The sequence below is a fragment of the Streptomyces fulvorobeus genome (assembly GCF_013167895.1).
GTDB classification, from domain to species: domain Bacteria; phylum Actinomycetota; class Actinomycetes; order Streptomycetales; family Streptomycetaceae; genus Streptomyces; species Streptomyces fulvorobeus.
Genome location: NZ_BLWC01000001.1, coordinates 5,825,963 through 5,842,352 on the forward strand (window position 1 = coordinate 5,825,963; position 16,390 = coordinate 5,842,352).

A 16,390-nucleotide genomic window follows, 5' to 3' on the forward strand; every position below is an offset into this window, starting at 1 on the left:
CGTGTACCGCGGGACCATCTCCCTACGTACCCTGCGCATCTGGATTGAGCATCTCCCGCGCGAATCCGCGACAAAGACGGCGATGCGGAACAGCGTACCGGACGACGTCATGCAGAAGGCGCACGGGGAGTACCGGCCTGATAAGGCGCCGCACAGCTTCCAGGAAACGTTGCTGATCGAAATCAAGGACGAACTCCGCCTCAATCGCTCCGTGGCAATCGCGGCAGCCGGCGGGACGCCCCCTGAATTCACTCCGACCCCCCGACCTGGAATTCCCCCAACGTCAGCCGTCCGTACCGGGATGACCGACGAGGACCGCCGCGCGCTTGACCCGCGGATGAGAGATCAGCCAAAGGAGGCGTGATGCCGGACCTGGATATCGTTGGTGGTGCGGCGGTCGACGTCGTGCCTGTGATACCTCAATTCCACGCAAAGCTGAAGGCGCTCGTCCTCCCTATCGCTGACCGAGTAGGCGAAGAGGCCGGTCGTCGAATGGGCGACCGGATCTCGCGGAACATCGTGATCGCCATCCCCGACGCGATCACTCGCGGAGGCCGCGCAGGTGTCACAGCTGCCGGCCGTCAGGGTGACGATGCGGGAGGCGCATTCGCACGCAGTATCCGGCGCAAGCTCGAAGCCGCCTTCAAGGCGATGCCGAAGCTGAACATCCGGCTCGGAGACACGGGCGTCGACGCGGAGCTGAACCGGCTTCGGGCTCGCATGGAATCTCTGCGCAACAAGACGATCGGGATCGACGTCTCGACCGCTGACGCGGAGCGGGAGATCGTCCGTATCGACGCGGAGTTGAAGCGTCTGGGCGCCTCTCATGCCGACGTCGACGTACGGGCCGACACCGCTACGGCGCGTGCAGCGCTGGCAGCTATTCGTGCCGAGATTCAGGCCGTCGACGCCAAGGAGGTACGCATCCCTGTGCGTGTCGACTCGTCTCAGGCGACGTCCGCTCTGATGAGTCTGGGAATCCAGGTAGCAGCTCTAACCGCGATTCCTCTTGGTCCTGTCCTGGCTGCCGGCCTAGGCGCCGTGGTGTCGATGGCCACGGCTGCGGGCGCGGGAGTTGCTGCCGTTGGACTCGCTGCTATCCCGGCAATCAAGGGCGTCACAGAGGCACTCAGCGCCAAGTCAGCCGCGGAAAAGGAAGCGTCCACGGCGACGGACCAAGGGACCGCTTCGACGTCGAAGGCTGCGTCCAAAGCTCTTCAGATGGCCGGTGCACAGTCCGCCCTATCCGCTGCACATCGCAATGCCGCGCAGTCCATCGTGTCGGGCACCCGAGCGATAGAGGACGCAGAACGCGCAGTTGCGCAAGCCGTGCAGCGCGCTTCCGATCAGCGGCGCCAGTCGACTGACGCGATTCGTCGCGCACAGCAGTCCCTTGCGGAGTCGCACCGTCGCGTACGGGACGCACAGGAGTCGCTCACCGACGCCAATGAGAACGCGGAGGAGGCGGAGCAGAGTCTCACCCGCGCCCGCCAGGACGCTGCGCGCACGCTGAAGGATCTGAGCAACCAGCTCACCAACGGCGCTCTGGATCAGCGCGAGGCAGCTATCCGGGTGCGTGAGGCGCGCGAGGAGCTGGCCCGCGCAGCTGTGGGCCGCAATGCTGGACTGGTCAGTCAGCTGGACTTTGATCAGGCACAGCTTGCCTACGATCAGGCGATCCAGAGCCAGAAGGAGCAGAGCCAGGGATACAAGGATCTCCAGACGTCGGCGGCAAAGCAGCAGAAAGCCGGCATCGAAGGATCCGATGCGGTCAAGGACGCTGCTGACCGCCTGGCCGACGCTCAGGGCGCCGTACGTGATCAGCTCGAAGCGGTCAAGGACGCACAGCGGGCAGTCCGTGACAGCGCCATCGCTGTGGCCGACGCTCAGTCGCAGGCCGCCCGTGACCAGCGCGAGGCCGCAACGTCCGTAGCCAGCGCACAGCGTGGTGTGGCAGATGCGGTGCAGGACGCCGCCAACGCGCAGATCTCCGCCGCGGAGTCGATCGCATCGGCTGAGCGGGGCGTCGCATCCGCGCGCCTCTCCGGCATCGACACGACCACGAAGGCTATCAGCAAGAGCGACGAGTACAAGAAGGCACTCGCGGGGCTGAGCGCTCCACAGCGCGATCTCTTCGAAGCCATTGCCGGCCCGAAGGGGCTGAAGGTTGCATTCGACGAGTGGCAGAAGTCGCTACAGCCCGAAGTGCTCCCGCTCTTCACGCGAGGCATTGACGGTGCGAAGAAATCTCTGCCCGGCCTGACGCCGCTCGTAACTGGCGCAGCAAAGGGCATTGAGACGCTGATGGATAAGGCGTCTGCTCAGTTGAAGACGCCATTCTGGGTATCCTTCAAGAAGGATTTGGCAGAAAGCGTACAACCTGCCGTTGAAGGCTTCGGAACGGCGTTTGGTAACGTCATCAAGGGCATCGCGGGTGTCATCGACGCCTTCCTCCCGAAGATGGACGGGATCGCGAGCAGGTCGGACAGCATCACGGGCCGATTCGCGAAGTGGGGCAGCTCTCTAAAGGGCTCTCCCGCCTTTGAGAAGTTCCTCCAGTACGTGAAGGATACATCGCCTGGATTGGCCGCGTTCCTGGGCGATATCATGCGCACGCTGCTGGACATTTCGAAGGCCCTGGCTCCTCTCTCGGAAACCATGTTCGAGGTGCTCGGTCCGATGCTGGACGCCGTCTCATGGCTAGCGGTCAACGCGCCCGGTCTCGTGATAACTCTGTGGTCGATGTATTTCGCGCAGAAGGCCATCGCGCTCGGAATGGCTGCCTTCGCCGGCGCCATGATCCTGTATCAAACGGTAATTGCCGGAGCGATTCTCGTAACGTCCGGCTGGGCGGTGGCAATCAACGCCACGGGAATCGTGCCGGTCATTCGCGCGATTGTTCTAATCGTCGCGCTGCTGGTCGCCGCAGTAATCTATGCCTACAAGAACTGGGCTTGGTTCCGCATCGCGGTGGACTCCACGGCCCGCGCCATCAAGACGGCGGCGCTGTGGATCTGGGACGAGGGTCTCAAGCCAGCCTTCGCGGGCATCTGGACCGGAATGCAGGCCATCGGCACAGCTGCAATCTGGCTGTGGGACAAGGCCCTCGAACCGTCTTTCCGCTTCATCTCTGACGGCTCCGCATGGCTGGCCAAAGTCCTGATAGCGGTGCTGCTCCTGCCTGCGTACCTGGCGTTCCAGCAGCTCGGAGCCATCGGAATGTGGCTCTGGGAGAAATCTCTCGGACCGGCCCTGGGCTGGGTAGGCGCTAAAGCGATGTGGCTCTGGGACAAGGCTTTGAAGCCGTCCTTCCAGTGGATCGGCGACAAGGCAACGTGGCTTAACGATAAGGCCATACGCCCCGCCATGAAGGAGTCTGCCAAGAATTTCCAGGCCCTTGGCGACGCCGGCTCGTGGCTATGGAACAAGATCCTGAAGCCAATTTTCCAGTGGATAGGCGACAAGGCAACGTGGCTGTACGACAAGGCCATCAAGCCGGCGTTCGATGCGGTCAAATTTGCGATGGGTCGAGTAGCCGATTCTTTCAGAGATGGCAAAAACTCGATTAAGAAGTCTTGGGATCAAATCCAGGACATCGCAAAAAAGCCAGTGAAGTTCATCATCGATCACGTCTACAACGACGGAATCGTCCCGCTGTGGAACAAGGTTGCGGCAATCACTGGCTCGGACAAACTGAAGAAACTGACCATCAAGGGCTTCCACACTGGCGGCATCATGTCCGGGTATTCCCCGGGCCGTGACGATCGCGTTGTGGCGGTTGGTGGCGGAGAAGCGATCATGCGGCCGGAGTGGACGCGTGCAGTTGGCGCGGACCGCATCAACGCATGGAACGCAGCCGCCCGTTCAGGTGGCATCGGTGGCGTGCAGAAGGCGATCTCTGACGGCATGCCGGCCTACAAGGACGGCGGCATCGTCGGATGGTTCAAGGACAAGGCGAACGACGTCGGGAGCTTCGTTTCCGGCGCCGCTGGATTCATGGACCCGACGAATCTGTTCGACAAGGCGACCAAGTTCGTAGCCTCGCAGATGAAGCCTCTTCTTACGAGCCCATGGTCTAAGTCCGTCGCGCAGATCCCCAGCAAGATGCTTTCCGGTCTGAAAGACAAGGCGCTCGACTTCTTCGGCTTTGGCGGAGGAGGAGGCAGTGGCCAGTGGATCAAGCCGGTAAACGCTGCCTACGGCACGCCTTTCGGTAAGAAGGGCTCGATGTGGTCCTCCGGGCAGCACACCGGGCTGGACTTCCCGGCAGCAGTCGGAGCAGCCGTCAAGGCGGTGGCTGCCGGCAAGGTCGCCATGGCGAAGTCTGGCGGCCCCTACGGCAACCACATGATGGTCAGCCACGGAGGCGGCCTGACGTCGCTCTACGCTCACCTGTCCAAGATGCTCGCCTCATCAGGCGAGAGCGTGAAGCAGGGCGAGCAGATCGGCGCTGTGGGATCGACCGGCAACTCCAGCGGACCGCACCTCCACCTGGAGGCGCGAGTCAATGGCCGCGCGGTCGACCCCATGAGCTACATCAACGGTGGCGGGGGCAGCAGCGGTGGTTCCGGCGTGCAGCGCTGGCGCAGCGTGGTGCAGCAGGCTCTCAAGCTGACAGGCAACCCTGCCGGCTTCGCGGACCTGACGCTCCGGCGCATGAATCAGGAGTCCGGCGGCAACCCGACCGCCGTCAACAACTGGGACATCAACGCCAAGAACGGCACTCCCAGCGTCGGCCTGATGCAGGTCATCAAGCCGACCTTCGACGCCTACGCCGCGAGCATGCGGAACGTGGGCCCGAAGATGCACGGCGTCAGCACCAACCCGCTGGCGAACGTGTACGCCTCCATGCGCTACGCCAAGAGTCGTTACGGCTCGCTCCCTGCCGCCTACAACAAGCCTGGCGGCTACTACGAGGGCGGCTTCCCGCAGCTGGGCGAGACCGCCTGGGTGGGTGAGAAGGGTCCGGAACTGTTGGAGTTCTTGACGCCTACACGGGTCCACTCTTCTCGCGACTCCATGGCCGTGGCTCGCCAGGCGAAGAACATCCCCGCAGCCAGCGGAGGGATGCCTCCAGCGGTCAACGTCGAAGCCCGCTTCTACATGGGCAACCGCGAGGTGACAGACCTCATCCGCACCGAGATCGACGTCTACGACGCAGACACCGGACGAGCACTAGAGACAGGACGGATCATCTGATGAGTGACGCCCCGCCAGAGACAGGCCCTATCTACACCGCTCCACCTCCGGTGGATGCACCTCAGCCTGGCCCCGGTGAGGTCTACAGCCCTGGCAGCGCTGATGGCGCGAACGGTGGCGTGGGCGATGGCGGGGGCGACGGCGGATGAGCGTAGTCACCAACCTTCTGCCAGCCAACACGAGCGGCATCGAGACGGATACGAGCGGGTGGACTGCCGGGAGTAACACGACTCTCAGCAAGTCCACTCGCTTCTACACGGGCGCCTCGTCGCTCGGCATGACGGCCACTGCCGCAGGCTCCGTAACGGCCACCATCTCCGCTCGCGTGGCGGTGGTGGCCGGCACGGAGTACACCGCGTACAGCTATTGGGCGGGTGTAGCGGCGGTAGCTGGCCGCATATCGACGATCCGCGTGGACTGGTACGCAGCCGTTTCGGGCGGCACCGCCATCAGCTCCACGACGTCGGCCGGTGTGGCACTGCCCAACGCCACCACGTGGGTCACACCTCCTCCAATCCTGATCGCCACAGCTCCCGCCGGAGCGGCATACGCGTCCGTCACAGTGTCATGCAGTGGGCTGGCGGCCGGAGCGACGGTAGTCACCGACGCAACTGCGTTCGGGCTGCCTGCGGCGGTGCCGGCCAACCTCCTCGCTTACAACGTGTCGGGTGTCGAGGTGGACACCTCGGGGTGGGGTGCGTGGGGGAACGTCACGCTGTCGCGGCTTACGACAGCGTGGGAGGGCTGGTACGGTCTCGCGCTGACCTCGGTAGCGGCCGGAGAGGTGCAGTCCGGCATGTCGGCCAACGTGCCTGTCGTGCCGGGCACGGAGTACGCAGGAGCCTCCGCAGTCCAGCCCATAGGCTCGGCAGGGGGCGCCGAGTTCAGGGTGGAGCTCCGGTGGTACAGCGCTGAGGGCACCTACATTTCGTCGTCACCGTCTACCCCGTGGACTCCAGCAGGGGGCGGGTGGACGCGCGTAACTGCCATTGGAGTGGCGCCGTCCGGCGCCGTGTTCGCCCGACTGAGACTGCGGGCGGTGGCGACAGGGGCGGGCCAGGTGTGGGCGTGCGACCGCATGGCCCTGATCCCCGCTCCGACTCCCAGCGGGAGTCTGCTCACGTACAACGTCTGCTCCATGGAGGTCGACGCGTCAGGCTGGACCGCTATTAGCGGTTGCACTGTCAGTCGCTCCACGGACACCGCGTGGGAGGGCGTGGCGTCACTCCGCATCGACGAGATCGGCACAGCCGGAATGGACGCCACGGTGACTATGTCGGCTCCCGTCCCGGTTGCCCCCCGGCAGTCGTACCAGGTGACGCCGCATCTCAAGCTCGGCGTATCCGCCGAGCCGCGCAAGTTGATCGCGGGATTCATCTGGTACAACGCCGCAGACGAGGTCGTCGCCACCACAGCAGGCACGTGGACGCTGTCGGCGGGTAGCGGTTGGTACGTACCACCTACCAGCGCCGTGGCGCCAGCGACGGCTGCAAGACTGGCCGTTTCCTTCCGCATCATTTCGTCGGAGATCGGCCAGCCCGCATATCTGGACGACGTGTCACTAGTGCCTGGCGGACTAGCCGCAATCCCTGACGTCATACCTGATCGCTACGGCGTCTCCGTGGCGCTCCAAGGGCTCACGGCTGGCGGTTACACGTACTGGGGGCTGTGGCGCGTAGGTGGCGACGGCACCATGACCGCAGTACGTGGCTCCAGTGGCGATCTCACGAAGGTCGCCATCACGGGGGACGTGGCGGTGGTGGAGGACTACGAGGCGCCACTAGGCGTGGAGGTCCGCTATTACGTGAAGCTGTGGACCACGACTGCTTACCGATCAACCATGTCGCTCCCCATCGTCGTCCCCGAGCCGCACCCGACTGAGATCGTCCTCAAAGATCCGGGCCTACCGGCGCGACAGACTACAGCGGTCGTCTCCAAGGGTGGCCAGCCGACGTGGACTCGTCGCGCCCGTCAGGGCGTCAACCCGGTCCGCGGACGAGCGCGACCGATCATCATCTCCGACATGCGCACGAGCCGTGAGGGCACGATGACGCTAATCACGGAGACGTCCGAAGACCTGGCGGCCATGTGGTGGCTCCTGGAGCCCGGAAACGCGCTGCTGATCCAGTGGCCGTCTCTCTGGGGTGAGACGGACGTCTATGTCTCTGTGGGCGACGTGGCGGAAGCTCCCGTCGTCGAATACGCGGAATACCGCGACCGCACGTGGACCGTGCCGCTAACGGAGGTTGACCGCCCCATCGGAGGAGCTACCGGCTCGGCCGGCCGCACCTGGCAGTCAGTGACCACCGAGCATTCTGACTACCTGGACGTGCTCACCACCTACGCCTCCTGGCTGGGCGTATACACCGGAGTGGAGGGCACCTGATGCAGCCAGTAACGCCGGCCTTCCTCCAGGCATTGACGACATCTCACTCCATGGCGATATCCGTGACCGCCATGTACGGCGGACTGGTCACCGTGCCCGATCTACCCGTCATGGATGGATCGGTCACGGTGGACCGGGGGAGCAAAGTCAGGCGCTCGCTGTCCCTGACGGTAAGCGATCCCAAGTACCTCCCCTTTGCTGAGCTGGACCCCCTGGCGGTCTACGGACAAAAGCTCGTGGTCCGTCGCGGAATCCGGTTCGCCGGAGGGCTAATCGAATGGGTGCCGCTGGGGACGTTCCGCATCGACGAGCCACAGGGCGACACGCTTCTAGGCCCGATCACGCTTACCGGGCAGTCGTCAGAATGCCACATCATCGACGACAAATTCATGGCCCCCACCTCAACGCGCGGATACGCGACCTGCGTTACGGCGATGGAATACCTGATCCGGCAAACGCTGCCGGACGCTGTGATAGTCAACGAGACCGCAGGATCGCGCAACCCATCATGCGCCGTTGCGACATGGACCGCCGGCGCTGACCGATGGGACGCCGTCCAACAGATCGCCCTATCTATGCAGGCTGAGATCTACGTCGATGCCGTGGATCGATTCGTAATCGCGGATATCCCGAACGTCGAATCGTCTTCCGTTGTCTGGGACATCGCGGAGGGCGAGGGCGGAACACTGATGGCAGCGTCTCGTGCCATGTCCCGAACGGCCGTTTTCAACGCCGTTGTGGCCAGTGGGGAAAATACCGCCGCTGGATCGGCGCCGGTAAGTGCGGTCGCCTACGACAGCGACCCCAGCAGTCCGACGAGATGGAATGGTCCATTCGGTCACGTGCCTAAACACATCTCGTCGTCACTATGGCTGACAGTTCCACAGTGTCAAGCAGCGGCAAGTTACGCCCTCTTCGACGCGACGGCTCGGAATGTGTCAACGTACGTGAGCGCCATCCCTAACGCCGCGTTGGAGGCCGGAAATTGTCTGCGTCTCACCTACTCCGGTCGAAAGGAGTTGGCTATCGCGCAGTCGTTCACCATCCCCCTGACGGCTGAAGGATCATCCTCTCTGACGCTCCGGGGCGGGAAGGAGGAGGCCGCATGACCACACGTCAGAGGCTCGCAGATGCCATCCAGCGGGCCGCTAGCCGGGCAGTGTCACAGGAGTCCGCGGGCTGGATGCTCGCCTCTGTGACGGCTACCTACACGGACGGCACAGTCGACATCACCACCTCTCGCGGCCCCGTCGAAAGGGTCCGCCGGATGAAATCGTATTCCGCCCCGATTGTGGGCGACACGGTGAAGGTGGACTACAACCCTGACGGCAACTGGATCGTAATTGGCGCATTGGCGTCATCGTGACTACAAGGAGCATCTGAGTGCCAGCAACTGACGGATACGGACAGGCGGTCCAGTACCCCGTCCTCTCCGACGCACCGAACATGGAGAATGCTTTCCAAACGGCGGTGAATGGGATCGTCTCCCATTCCGTTCTGCGATTTGCCAACTCGAACGAGCGATCCGCGACGCTGACCGGGCAGTTCAAAGCCGTTCCGGGAATGATCAGCTACCTGATCGCCGAGGATCGCTGGGACCGATTCGACGGAGACAAGGTTTGGCGGCCTATGACTCCGGGAGCGTGGAAGCCGCTCACGTTCGCATCGGGCTACACGGCGTTTGGAGGTAGCCCCGGATATCGCATCGTCAATGGAAGCGTAGAGCTTCGAGGGGCCTTCCAGAGAACGAGTGGATCGAACTTCACGCAGGACTCAGAGATCTACGCTTTCACGCTGCCGACCGAAGCGCGGCCATCAACCGCTCGATCTTTTGTGGCGTCCGCTACGTACAACGGCGGTGGCCACTCAGCGCGACTTGTAGCCCGCACTGACGGTGCCGTCGTGTACATCATCGGACACTCTGCGAACTTCATCTATCTGGACAGCGTCCGCTATTCGCTCGACTGATCAGAGCTGCACCGCTAGTCATTCACGCCCCGCCTCGTCGGGGCTTTTTCTATGCCCGGGAGGGGACTCACCATGGGTGAAATCTGGATCAAGGAAGCGGAGCGACTGGGGGACGGCAGCATCGGAGGTGCGATGGACTCGCCGTCTGCGCCCGGTCGCGTCGTCTGGCACACCACGGAGAGCGGCCACGGGAACGTCAGCTTCACCAACGTCGGTAAGTACCTGATCAACGTCGGCGCGGAGCCGCACATCCTGTACGACCCCACCACCGATCGCCTGGCGCAGTACGGGCCGCTGAACCAGTCCGCTCGCGCGCTGCGGAACGACGGCCTGACGAGGACGAACAGGACGGGCAAGGTCTGCATACAGATCGAAGTCCTGGCCCGCGCCAACACCCCCTTCACTGGCTATTGGAAGCCCGGCCCGAACTTCCGCGCTCTGATGCGCGCCATCCGTTCGTGGGGAGTCCCCGACTCCTGGCCGGCCGGAGCCCTGGCGAAGGTCTATGCGGACAGCAACGTGAGTCGCTCCCGCAACACATGGGCGAGCAAAGGCGGTCACTACGGCCACTGCAACGTGCCCGGTAATGACCACTGGGACCCCGGCTCGATCTCCCGCGCGGCCATCCTCGAAGCAGGGGCGCCGCGCGAGTCGACTGACGCGCCTGACGCGCCCTCGACTCCCGCGAAGCCTGCCGCGAAGCCGACCGTCGATCTCTCCAACCTCAAGGCTGCGGCACTCAGGGACCCGGACCTCAAGCAGGGTGGGACGACGCACCCCGCAGACGTCCGCATCGTCGAAGCGGCCCTGAAGGCGGAGGGATTCCTCGCGGCGTCTCTGGCGTCGGATGGCTCCTTCGGCTCGTCCACCATCGCCGCATACCGCAAGTGGCAGCTGAAGTGCGGCTACACGGGCTCCGGAGCTGACGGCATCCCGGGCAAGGCGAGCTTGGAGAAGCTGGGCGCCAAGCGCGGTTTCAAGGTCAAGACGTGATAGCCGATGGCTCCTGAAATCGTCATCGCAGTCATCACCGCCGTATCCGTACTGGGTGCGGCGGTGGTGGCCGTAGTCCCAACGCTTATGACCGCACACAAGCGCACACGCACCGCCGTGGGCCACGTAGAGGAATCCGTCCAGGAGCAAGGGGCCGAGACCCGCGCGGCCACCATCGAGGCCCTGGACGCCGTGGGAACCCGCCTGGAAGCCCGATTCAACGCCCGCGTCGATGACCTACGTGACGACATCGATGACATACGCGAGGACATCACGCGCGTCCGTGAGTGGCAGGCCGGCCACGACGCGGAACACATCATCAGCCGGCCCCGTACTGGAGGAGGAGACGCGTGAGCACACCCGCCATGCCTGCTGGCATTTCCACTGTGACCCTGACCGGTCGCTATCTCAGACCAGACGGCACCCCCCTCAAGGGAACCGTCACCATTGCCGCTCCATCCCTCGTTACGCTCCCCAGGGCCGACACGATCAGCGCCGGATCCGCATCCATGATCCTGGACTCTACTGGCGCGTTCTCCGTCCTCCTGATCGCCACTGATCAGATGGACATGCAGCCCACTGACTGGGCGTATGTGGTCAGCGAAAAGTTCCTGGACATCGCGGCCAGGACGTACGCGATCCGCCTTCCTGCTGCCGTCCCTGTCGTCTCCATCGCGGACATCGCGCCGTCCGATCCGAGCACCGGGCAGTACGTACTAGTCCCTGGACCGACAGGGCCCGCGGGTGCGTCGATCCTGACGGGCACAGGCGCCCCATCGCCGCTCCTGGGCGGCAACGGAGACATGTTCGTCGACAAGACTCCGGGCAACGTCGTGCTCTACGGCCCGAAGGCATCCGGCGCCTGGCCCGCTGAGGGCGTGGCATTGGGAGGTGGAGGTCTGATCTCCTCCGTCAACGGTCAGACCGGAGCTGTAGCGCTGACACCTGCCGACGTCGGCGCACTCCCTCGCGCGATCCTGCCCGTCGACAAGCTCCTTGAGGGAAATCCCTTCTACATCGCGCACCGCGGATCCGGCGCTGAGCTGGCCGCGGAGCACACGCTCGAAGGCTACGAAGCAGCTGTAGCGGCCGGCGCAAAGGCCATCGAAGTCTCGGTCCGCATGACCGCGGATGGCGTGCTCGTCTGCCTGCACGATGAGGCCCTAGACCGCACGACCTACTCCACGGGCGACGTATCGACGTGGAACTACAACGCACTGCGCCACAAGGTACTGACGAACGGACGCCTGCACCTTGGTCAGGGCACCGTCGATGCACCGATTCCGACGCTGCGGGAGGTGCTCGACCGCTTCCTTGGGCGCGTTGTGATCTTCCTGGAGTTCAAGAGCAACCCCAGCGTGCCCATCGGACAGCAGTTCCTCAGTGACTTCTACCCGCAGGCGAAGGATTCCGTCGTCTGGAAGAACTACTACCTGGCGACCTCCTTCCCGTGGGCGAAGGCGAACGGTTTCAAGACGTGGGCATACGTCGACGCAGCGACGACCGATGAGCAGATGAACGCCGTTGCTGCCGACGTCGACATGTGGGGTGTTCCAGTCGGTATGAGCGACGCCCGTATTACGGCTGTCGTCCAGCGCGGGAAGCCGGTCATCGCCTGGGAGGTCCACAGGCGCAGCGAGCGAAACCGCCTGGCTGCTCTGGGCGTCAAGGGCATGATGTGCAGCGAGATCGTCTACGTCCGTCGCACGGGCGCCTCACGCACATCTGACGACTGGTCGACGATGGTCCGGGCCCCTGGCGACATGGGGACGATCAACTACGACCACGCGTCATCGCTCAAGTTCGACGACGTCGGAGGCAGCGCGTACATCAGCGCACTGCCCAACCGCTCCGTGCTGCTGGGGTCGATCAGCAACCCAACGCCTCCGACGTCGTACACAATTAACTTCAGCATGATGTTCGAGGGCGTCCCCGGAGCCACGGAGCACGCGGGCCTGGCGTTCTGCAAGGACGCTGACGACGCGTATCGCTTTGCGCAGGCCAACGCGACGGGCGGATACCACCTGACAGTCCGCGGCAACGGTGACATGCAGCTGTACACCCACGCGCCGGGTGTGACATCGGGGAACCAGATAGCCGCCACAGTCGGCGCGCAGACGGCCCCCATTGCCGGCGGATGGATGACGTTTACGATCCAGGTGACCGCCACGACGATCACTCTGACGCGCACCGACCTGGCCGTTCCGGTCTCCATCGTCGCCACCAACGCAACCCACCGAGGCGGCTACTTCCACCTCTCCACCGGCTCCGTCACGTCGACGGCGAACAAGCCGCACTGGAAGGCCGTGTCCATCACGGCTTAAAAATCATGAAGCCCGCGTGAGACACTTTCGCTCCACCCCCACATAACTCAGGCAGACACACAGCCGGAGTAGGGGAGCGCACATGGGCAACGTAGGCATCATCGGACGGGCCAGGGTCGGCAAGGACACTGCCGGCGCCTGGCTCGTCGACAACCGTGGGTACCGGCGGATCGGGTTCGCTGACGCGCTGAAGGAAGCGGCGCTGAAGATGGACCCGATCATCGGGACCCACTGGGAAGGTTCGCAGCTCGTGCAGGACCGTCTCTCCCGCGTGGTGCGCAACCTCGGGTGGGAGCGATCGAAGGAGATGCGAGAGGTCCGCCGCATCCTCCAGGAGCTTGGCGCCGCAGTCCGCGCGCTGGACGAGGACTTCTGGCTCCGCACCGCCATGGCGAAGGTCCAGGCCGCCAACGAGTCGGGCGTGCCGGTCGTCATCACTGACGTCAGGTACCCGAACGAGGCGGCCAGCCTGCGGCGCGCTGGCTTCCACCTCGTCTACATCGTGCGGCCCGACGTGGAACAGCTGAACCACGAGAGCGAAGGCGCGTTGACGGCTCATGACGCGGACTACCACATATTCAACGACGAAGACGTGACAGCGCTCCATCGCCAGGTGGAGGCCGTAGCAGACACGGTCTCCCGCATCGAATCCCGCCGACACTACGCACGATCCCTCTGACGTAAGGCACTCATGAAGCGACTAACCGCATTCCTCAGCGACCTGACCCTCCGCGCCTACGTCGCCCTCCAGGTTCTCGCGGCCACCGAGCCCGTGCGGCTGCGGGCGCATCTCCTGGCGCTCGTAGCTGCCGGAGCGTTCTTCATTCCCGCCCTGGCTGACGCTGACGTCGCACAGAGCGTTGCCGGCGTAGGCGCCGTGGCTCTCCCGATCCTCGTGGGGGAGAGCGCCCGGAGGAAGGTCTCACCGGCCGAGTAAGACCCTGCTGCATCCGCCCCCTGGTTCTCCGGAGCCGGGGGGCTTTCGGCGTATGGAGACTATGAGTCCGCTGGCGGGCAGAGCGGTCAGGATGCGGTTCAACAAAGCCATGCGGGAGAGGGACGTCCCTGCGAAGGCTTGCGGCAAGTGCTTCGCGGTGAAGGGGCATGAGGCGTTCAGCACTGACACCGGCAAGTCGGACGGACGCAAGACTGTGTGCCGAGACTGTGCGTCTGCGGCTTGTCGTAGCTGGTACGCGGATAACAAGGATCATGCCTGCTGGACTTCGCGCCGATGGGATACCGCTAACCGAGACCGAGTATCAGAGCGGAAGCGCAGTAAGCACGCGAGGAACCGTGAAAGTGACAACGCTCGCTCTCGTCAGTGGTATGCCAGCAACCGTAATAGGTCCATCGCAGGCAGCAAGGCATGGAGGGAAGCCAACCCCGATTGGGCACGAGCGAACAGCCGAGTAGCTAGCGCGCTTCGTCGTGCACGCAAGGCCGCAGCAACCGTCATCCCCTTCACCCATGCCGAGATGCTTGCCGACTGGGAGGAGCACGACCTCTACGGCTGCGCCTTCTGCGGCGGGCCCTACGAGGACATCGAGCATCTGGTGCCTATCTCGAAGGGTGGAGAACACAGCCTCGCGAACATTGTCCCGTCCTGCATCGACTGCAACCGAGGCGTGGGAGGCAAGCACGCCCGCGACCCGTGGGAGTGGCTGGCCGAACGCTTCCCCAACTTGGCGCCACTTCTGACGCCGGAGTCATAGGACTAGACCCCTATCAGCTCAGCCGGCCCTAATCTCTAGGCAAAGCTTCGGACCACACCACCGAGCCCCGTACTCCCTGTGACCAGGGGGTACGGGGCTTTTCGCGTTTCAGGTTGCGTCAGTCGACTTGCGGGCCCGTACATCCGCAGTTGTGTCGTGCAACCCAGGCACCATAATCTCGACGCATGTCGACCTCACCCGGACCGCTACTAGAAGCGCTGACCACGCTATGGGCGCAGGTGCGCTCTCACGTAGCAGACCTACCCACAGCACGCATCGCAATCTCACCCACGCCACCGACCACCAATCACGACCCCACTCGCTGGGCATGGGAGGGGGAGGTCGTGACGGGCCTCGTCGTCAGTGCCGAGACACTGCAAGCGGGTCCCGACGCAGTACTGGAGGTCATCCTCCATGAGGCCGCACACGTCCTCTGCTGGGCACGAGGAGTGCAGGACACCGCATCGCACGGGGCTTACCACAATGGGAGATTCCTTGCGGCGGCTGAAGAGGTGGGCCTCTCATGGCCGGCGGACCAGCCCCGCACAGGCCGCGGGTACGCCACACCGTCTCCCACGGAGAAGACGCTCGATCGCTACCGCAGTAGTCTCGCGGAGCTGGAAGACGCGATCCCACTAGTCCTCCCGCATCTCACGATCCCCGACGCGACGGCCCGACGTCGTCCCGCAAGTCGACTGACACTTCGGTGCGGCTGTAACGAGCCTCGGAAGATGCAGATGTCACCCACCGTCGCAGCTAAGGCGCCGGTCGTCTGCGGAGCCTGCAAGAAGCCTTTTACCGCTCAGTGACACTGTGGGGGCGTGGCTACCGACTAACAGTGACTTGCGGTACCCTAACCGCGCGCGCCCCCACAGTCTTGACGTCGAGAGGTAATCATGAGCTCCAGCGAGCTGACCCGACCTACGAGGGGCGGCGACGTCGACCTTGACGAGCTGCCCACGCTTCAGCTGGAAGACCTTGCACAGGAATCGGAGGACGCTCTCGTCGCGCGAGGCTCCGCCCTGGCCCGGCGCTATTTTGAGATTGAAGGGGAGGCCACGACCCTTCTGAAGAACCTTGCAGTCACGCAGGTGGCGCTACGCATCAAGCTAGACGACCCGCGGGGCAATTCGGCCGAGTATCGCGCCATCGTGGGTGATATGTACCGCTCCTTGAACATCCCCGAAGATCGCATTACCCGGGTACAGGGCAGCGTCAGGTGGCATGTGGGCAACCTTTTGCGACGCCACATGACCGCGCGGGAGCTGGAAGCCAACGGCCTTAAGCCCACTAGCCCGCTGGAGCGGCTCCAGGACAACCGCAAGGTGAATGCGTCTCTGATCAAGGCGGCGCTGGTATCAAAAGATGTTGCGGCCTCCACCCCCAAGCCCGCCAAGCGTGCGGAAAAGGGGGAAGAGGCCGATCCCGCTGACGCCGGCCAACCGGTCAAGGCCACGGCCGACCATCTCCGCCTCGCTGAGGTGGCGAAGGACATTCTAGGCAATCTCGACCGCAACGTGATCAAAAAGCACATGACGGACGGGCAGCGCGCCAAGCTGGACGCGGAGCTGCACGCGATGGAGCGGAAGATCCTGTCCTTGCGGAAGCTGACGCAAAAGCCCACGTCAGGCGCCTGATCGTCGCTCGCCGCCTCCGCCTCCCGGCCAAAGTGCGCGACAGAATGACAAACTAACCCCTTATTTCTAACTCTCTCTAACGCGTCTTAGAGAGAAGTAAAATAGGGGGTTAGTTTGCATTTTTGGCCAGACTGACCCGCGGGGAGGACGAGGCGGCGGCCTGGGAAAGAT

The 16,390-nt window shown here is 64.0% G+C and carries 13 protein-coding genes; all 13 read left to right on the forward strand.

Features of this window, described 5'->3' with window-relative positions:
- The first annotated feature begins 1 nt into the window (after position 1).
- Positions 2-364, forward strand: coding sequence for a hypothetical protein (locus Sfulv_RS26280; protein ID WP_256669119.1), 363 nt, complete (start codon positions 2-4; stop codon positions 362-364).
- Positions 364-5,199 carry a peptidoglycan DD-metalloendopeptidase family protein gene (locus Sfulv_RS26285; RefSeq protein WP_173316942.1) on the forward strand — a complete coding sequence of 1,612 codons (4,836 nt, stop codon included), beginning with the start codon at positions 364-366 and terminating at the stop codon, positions 5,197-5,199. Before Sfulv_RS26280 ends, Sfulv_RS26285 begins: the two co-directional genes overlap by 1 nt.
- A gap of 145 nt (positions 5,200-5,344) precedes the next feature.
- The gene (locus Sfulv_RS26290; protein WP_173316943.1) at positions 5,345-7,585 is read left to right on the forward strand and encodes a hypothetical protein; all 2,241 of its coding nucleotides are present in this window, start codon (positions 5,345-5,347) and stop codon (positions 7,583-7,585) included.
- Entirely contained in the window at positions 7,585-8,694 is a 1,110-nt protein-coding gene (locus Sfulv_RS26295; RefSeq protein WP_173316944.1) for a DUF5047 domain-containing protein, read from the forward strand. Before Sfulv_RS26290 ends, Sfulv_RS26295 begins: the two co-directional genes overlap by 1 nt.
- Positions 8,691-8,951 (forward strand): hypothetical protein, encoded by a 261-nt coding sequence (locus Sfulv_RS26300; RefSeq protein WP_173310105.1) that lies wholly within the window; start codon positions 8,691-8,693, stop codon positions 8,949-8,951. Before Sfulv_RS26295 ends, Sfulv_RS26300 begins: the two co-directional genes overlap by 4 nt.
- Positions 8,952-8,968: 17 nt before the next feature.
- On the forward strand, positions 8,969-9,553 hold the full coding sequence (locus Sfulv_RS26305; RefSeq protein ID WP_173316945.1) for a hypothetical protein: 585 nt from the start codon (positions 8,969-8,971) through the stop codon (positions 9,551-9,553).
- A gap of 72 nt (positions 9,554-9,625) precedes the next feature.
- Complete coding sequence (locus Sfulv_RS26310) at positions 9,626-10,546, forward strand: peptidoglycan-binding protein (RefSeq protein ID WP_173316946.1); 921 nt, start codon at positions 9,626-9,628, stop codon at positions 10,544-10,546.
- Positions 10,547-10,552: 6 nt separating this feature from the next.
- Positions 10,553-10,900: a hypothetical protein gene (locus tag Sfulv_RS26315; RefSeq protein ID WP_173316947.1), complete on the forward strand. Its 348-nt coding sequence runs from the start codon at positions 10,553-10,555 to the stop codon at positions 10,898-10,900.
- Positions 10,897-12,870, forward strand: coding sequence for a glycerophosphodiester phosphodiesterase (locus tag Sfulv_RS26320; protein ID WP_256669120.1), 1,974 nt, complete (start codon positions 10,897-10,899; stop codon positions 12,868-12,870). The genes Sfulv_RS26315 and Sfulv_RS26320 overlap by 4 nt, the downstream gene beginning before the upstream one ends.
- Positions 12,871-12,952: 82 nt before the next feature.
- Complete coding sequence (locus Sfulv_RS26325; protein WP_173316948.1) at positions 12,953-13,549, forward strand: deoxynucleotide monophosphate kinase family protein; 597 nt, start codon at positions 12,953-12,955, stop codon at positions 13,547-13,549.
- Between the two features lie 12 nt (positions 13,550-13,561).
- Positions 13,562-13,807: a hypothetical protein gene (locus Sfulv_RS26330; protein WP_173316949.1), complete on the forward strand. Its 246-nt coding sequence runs from the start codon at positions 13,562-13,564 to the stop codon at positions 13,805-13,807.
- Between the two features lie 538 nt (positions 13,808-14,345).
- Positions 14,346-14,582: an HNH endonuclease gene (locus tag Sfulv_RS26335; RefSeq protein WP_173316950.1), complete on the forward strand. Its 237-nt coding sequence runs from the start codon at positions 14,346-14,348 to the stop codon at positions 14,580-14,582.
- Positions 14,583-15,478: 896 nt separating this feature from the next.
- Complete coding sequence (locus tag Sfulv_RS26340) at positions 15,479-16,219, forward strand: hypothetical protein (RefSeq protein ID WP_173316951.1); 741 nt, start codon at positions 15,479-15,481, stop codon at positions 16,217-16,219.
- Positions 16,220-16,390: the final 171 nt, after the last annotated feature.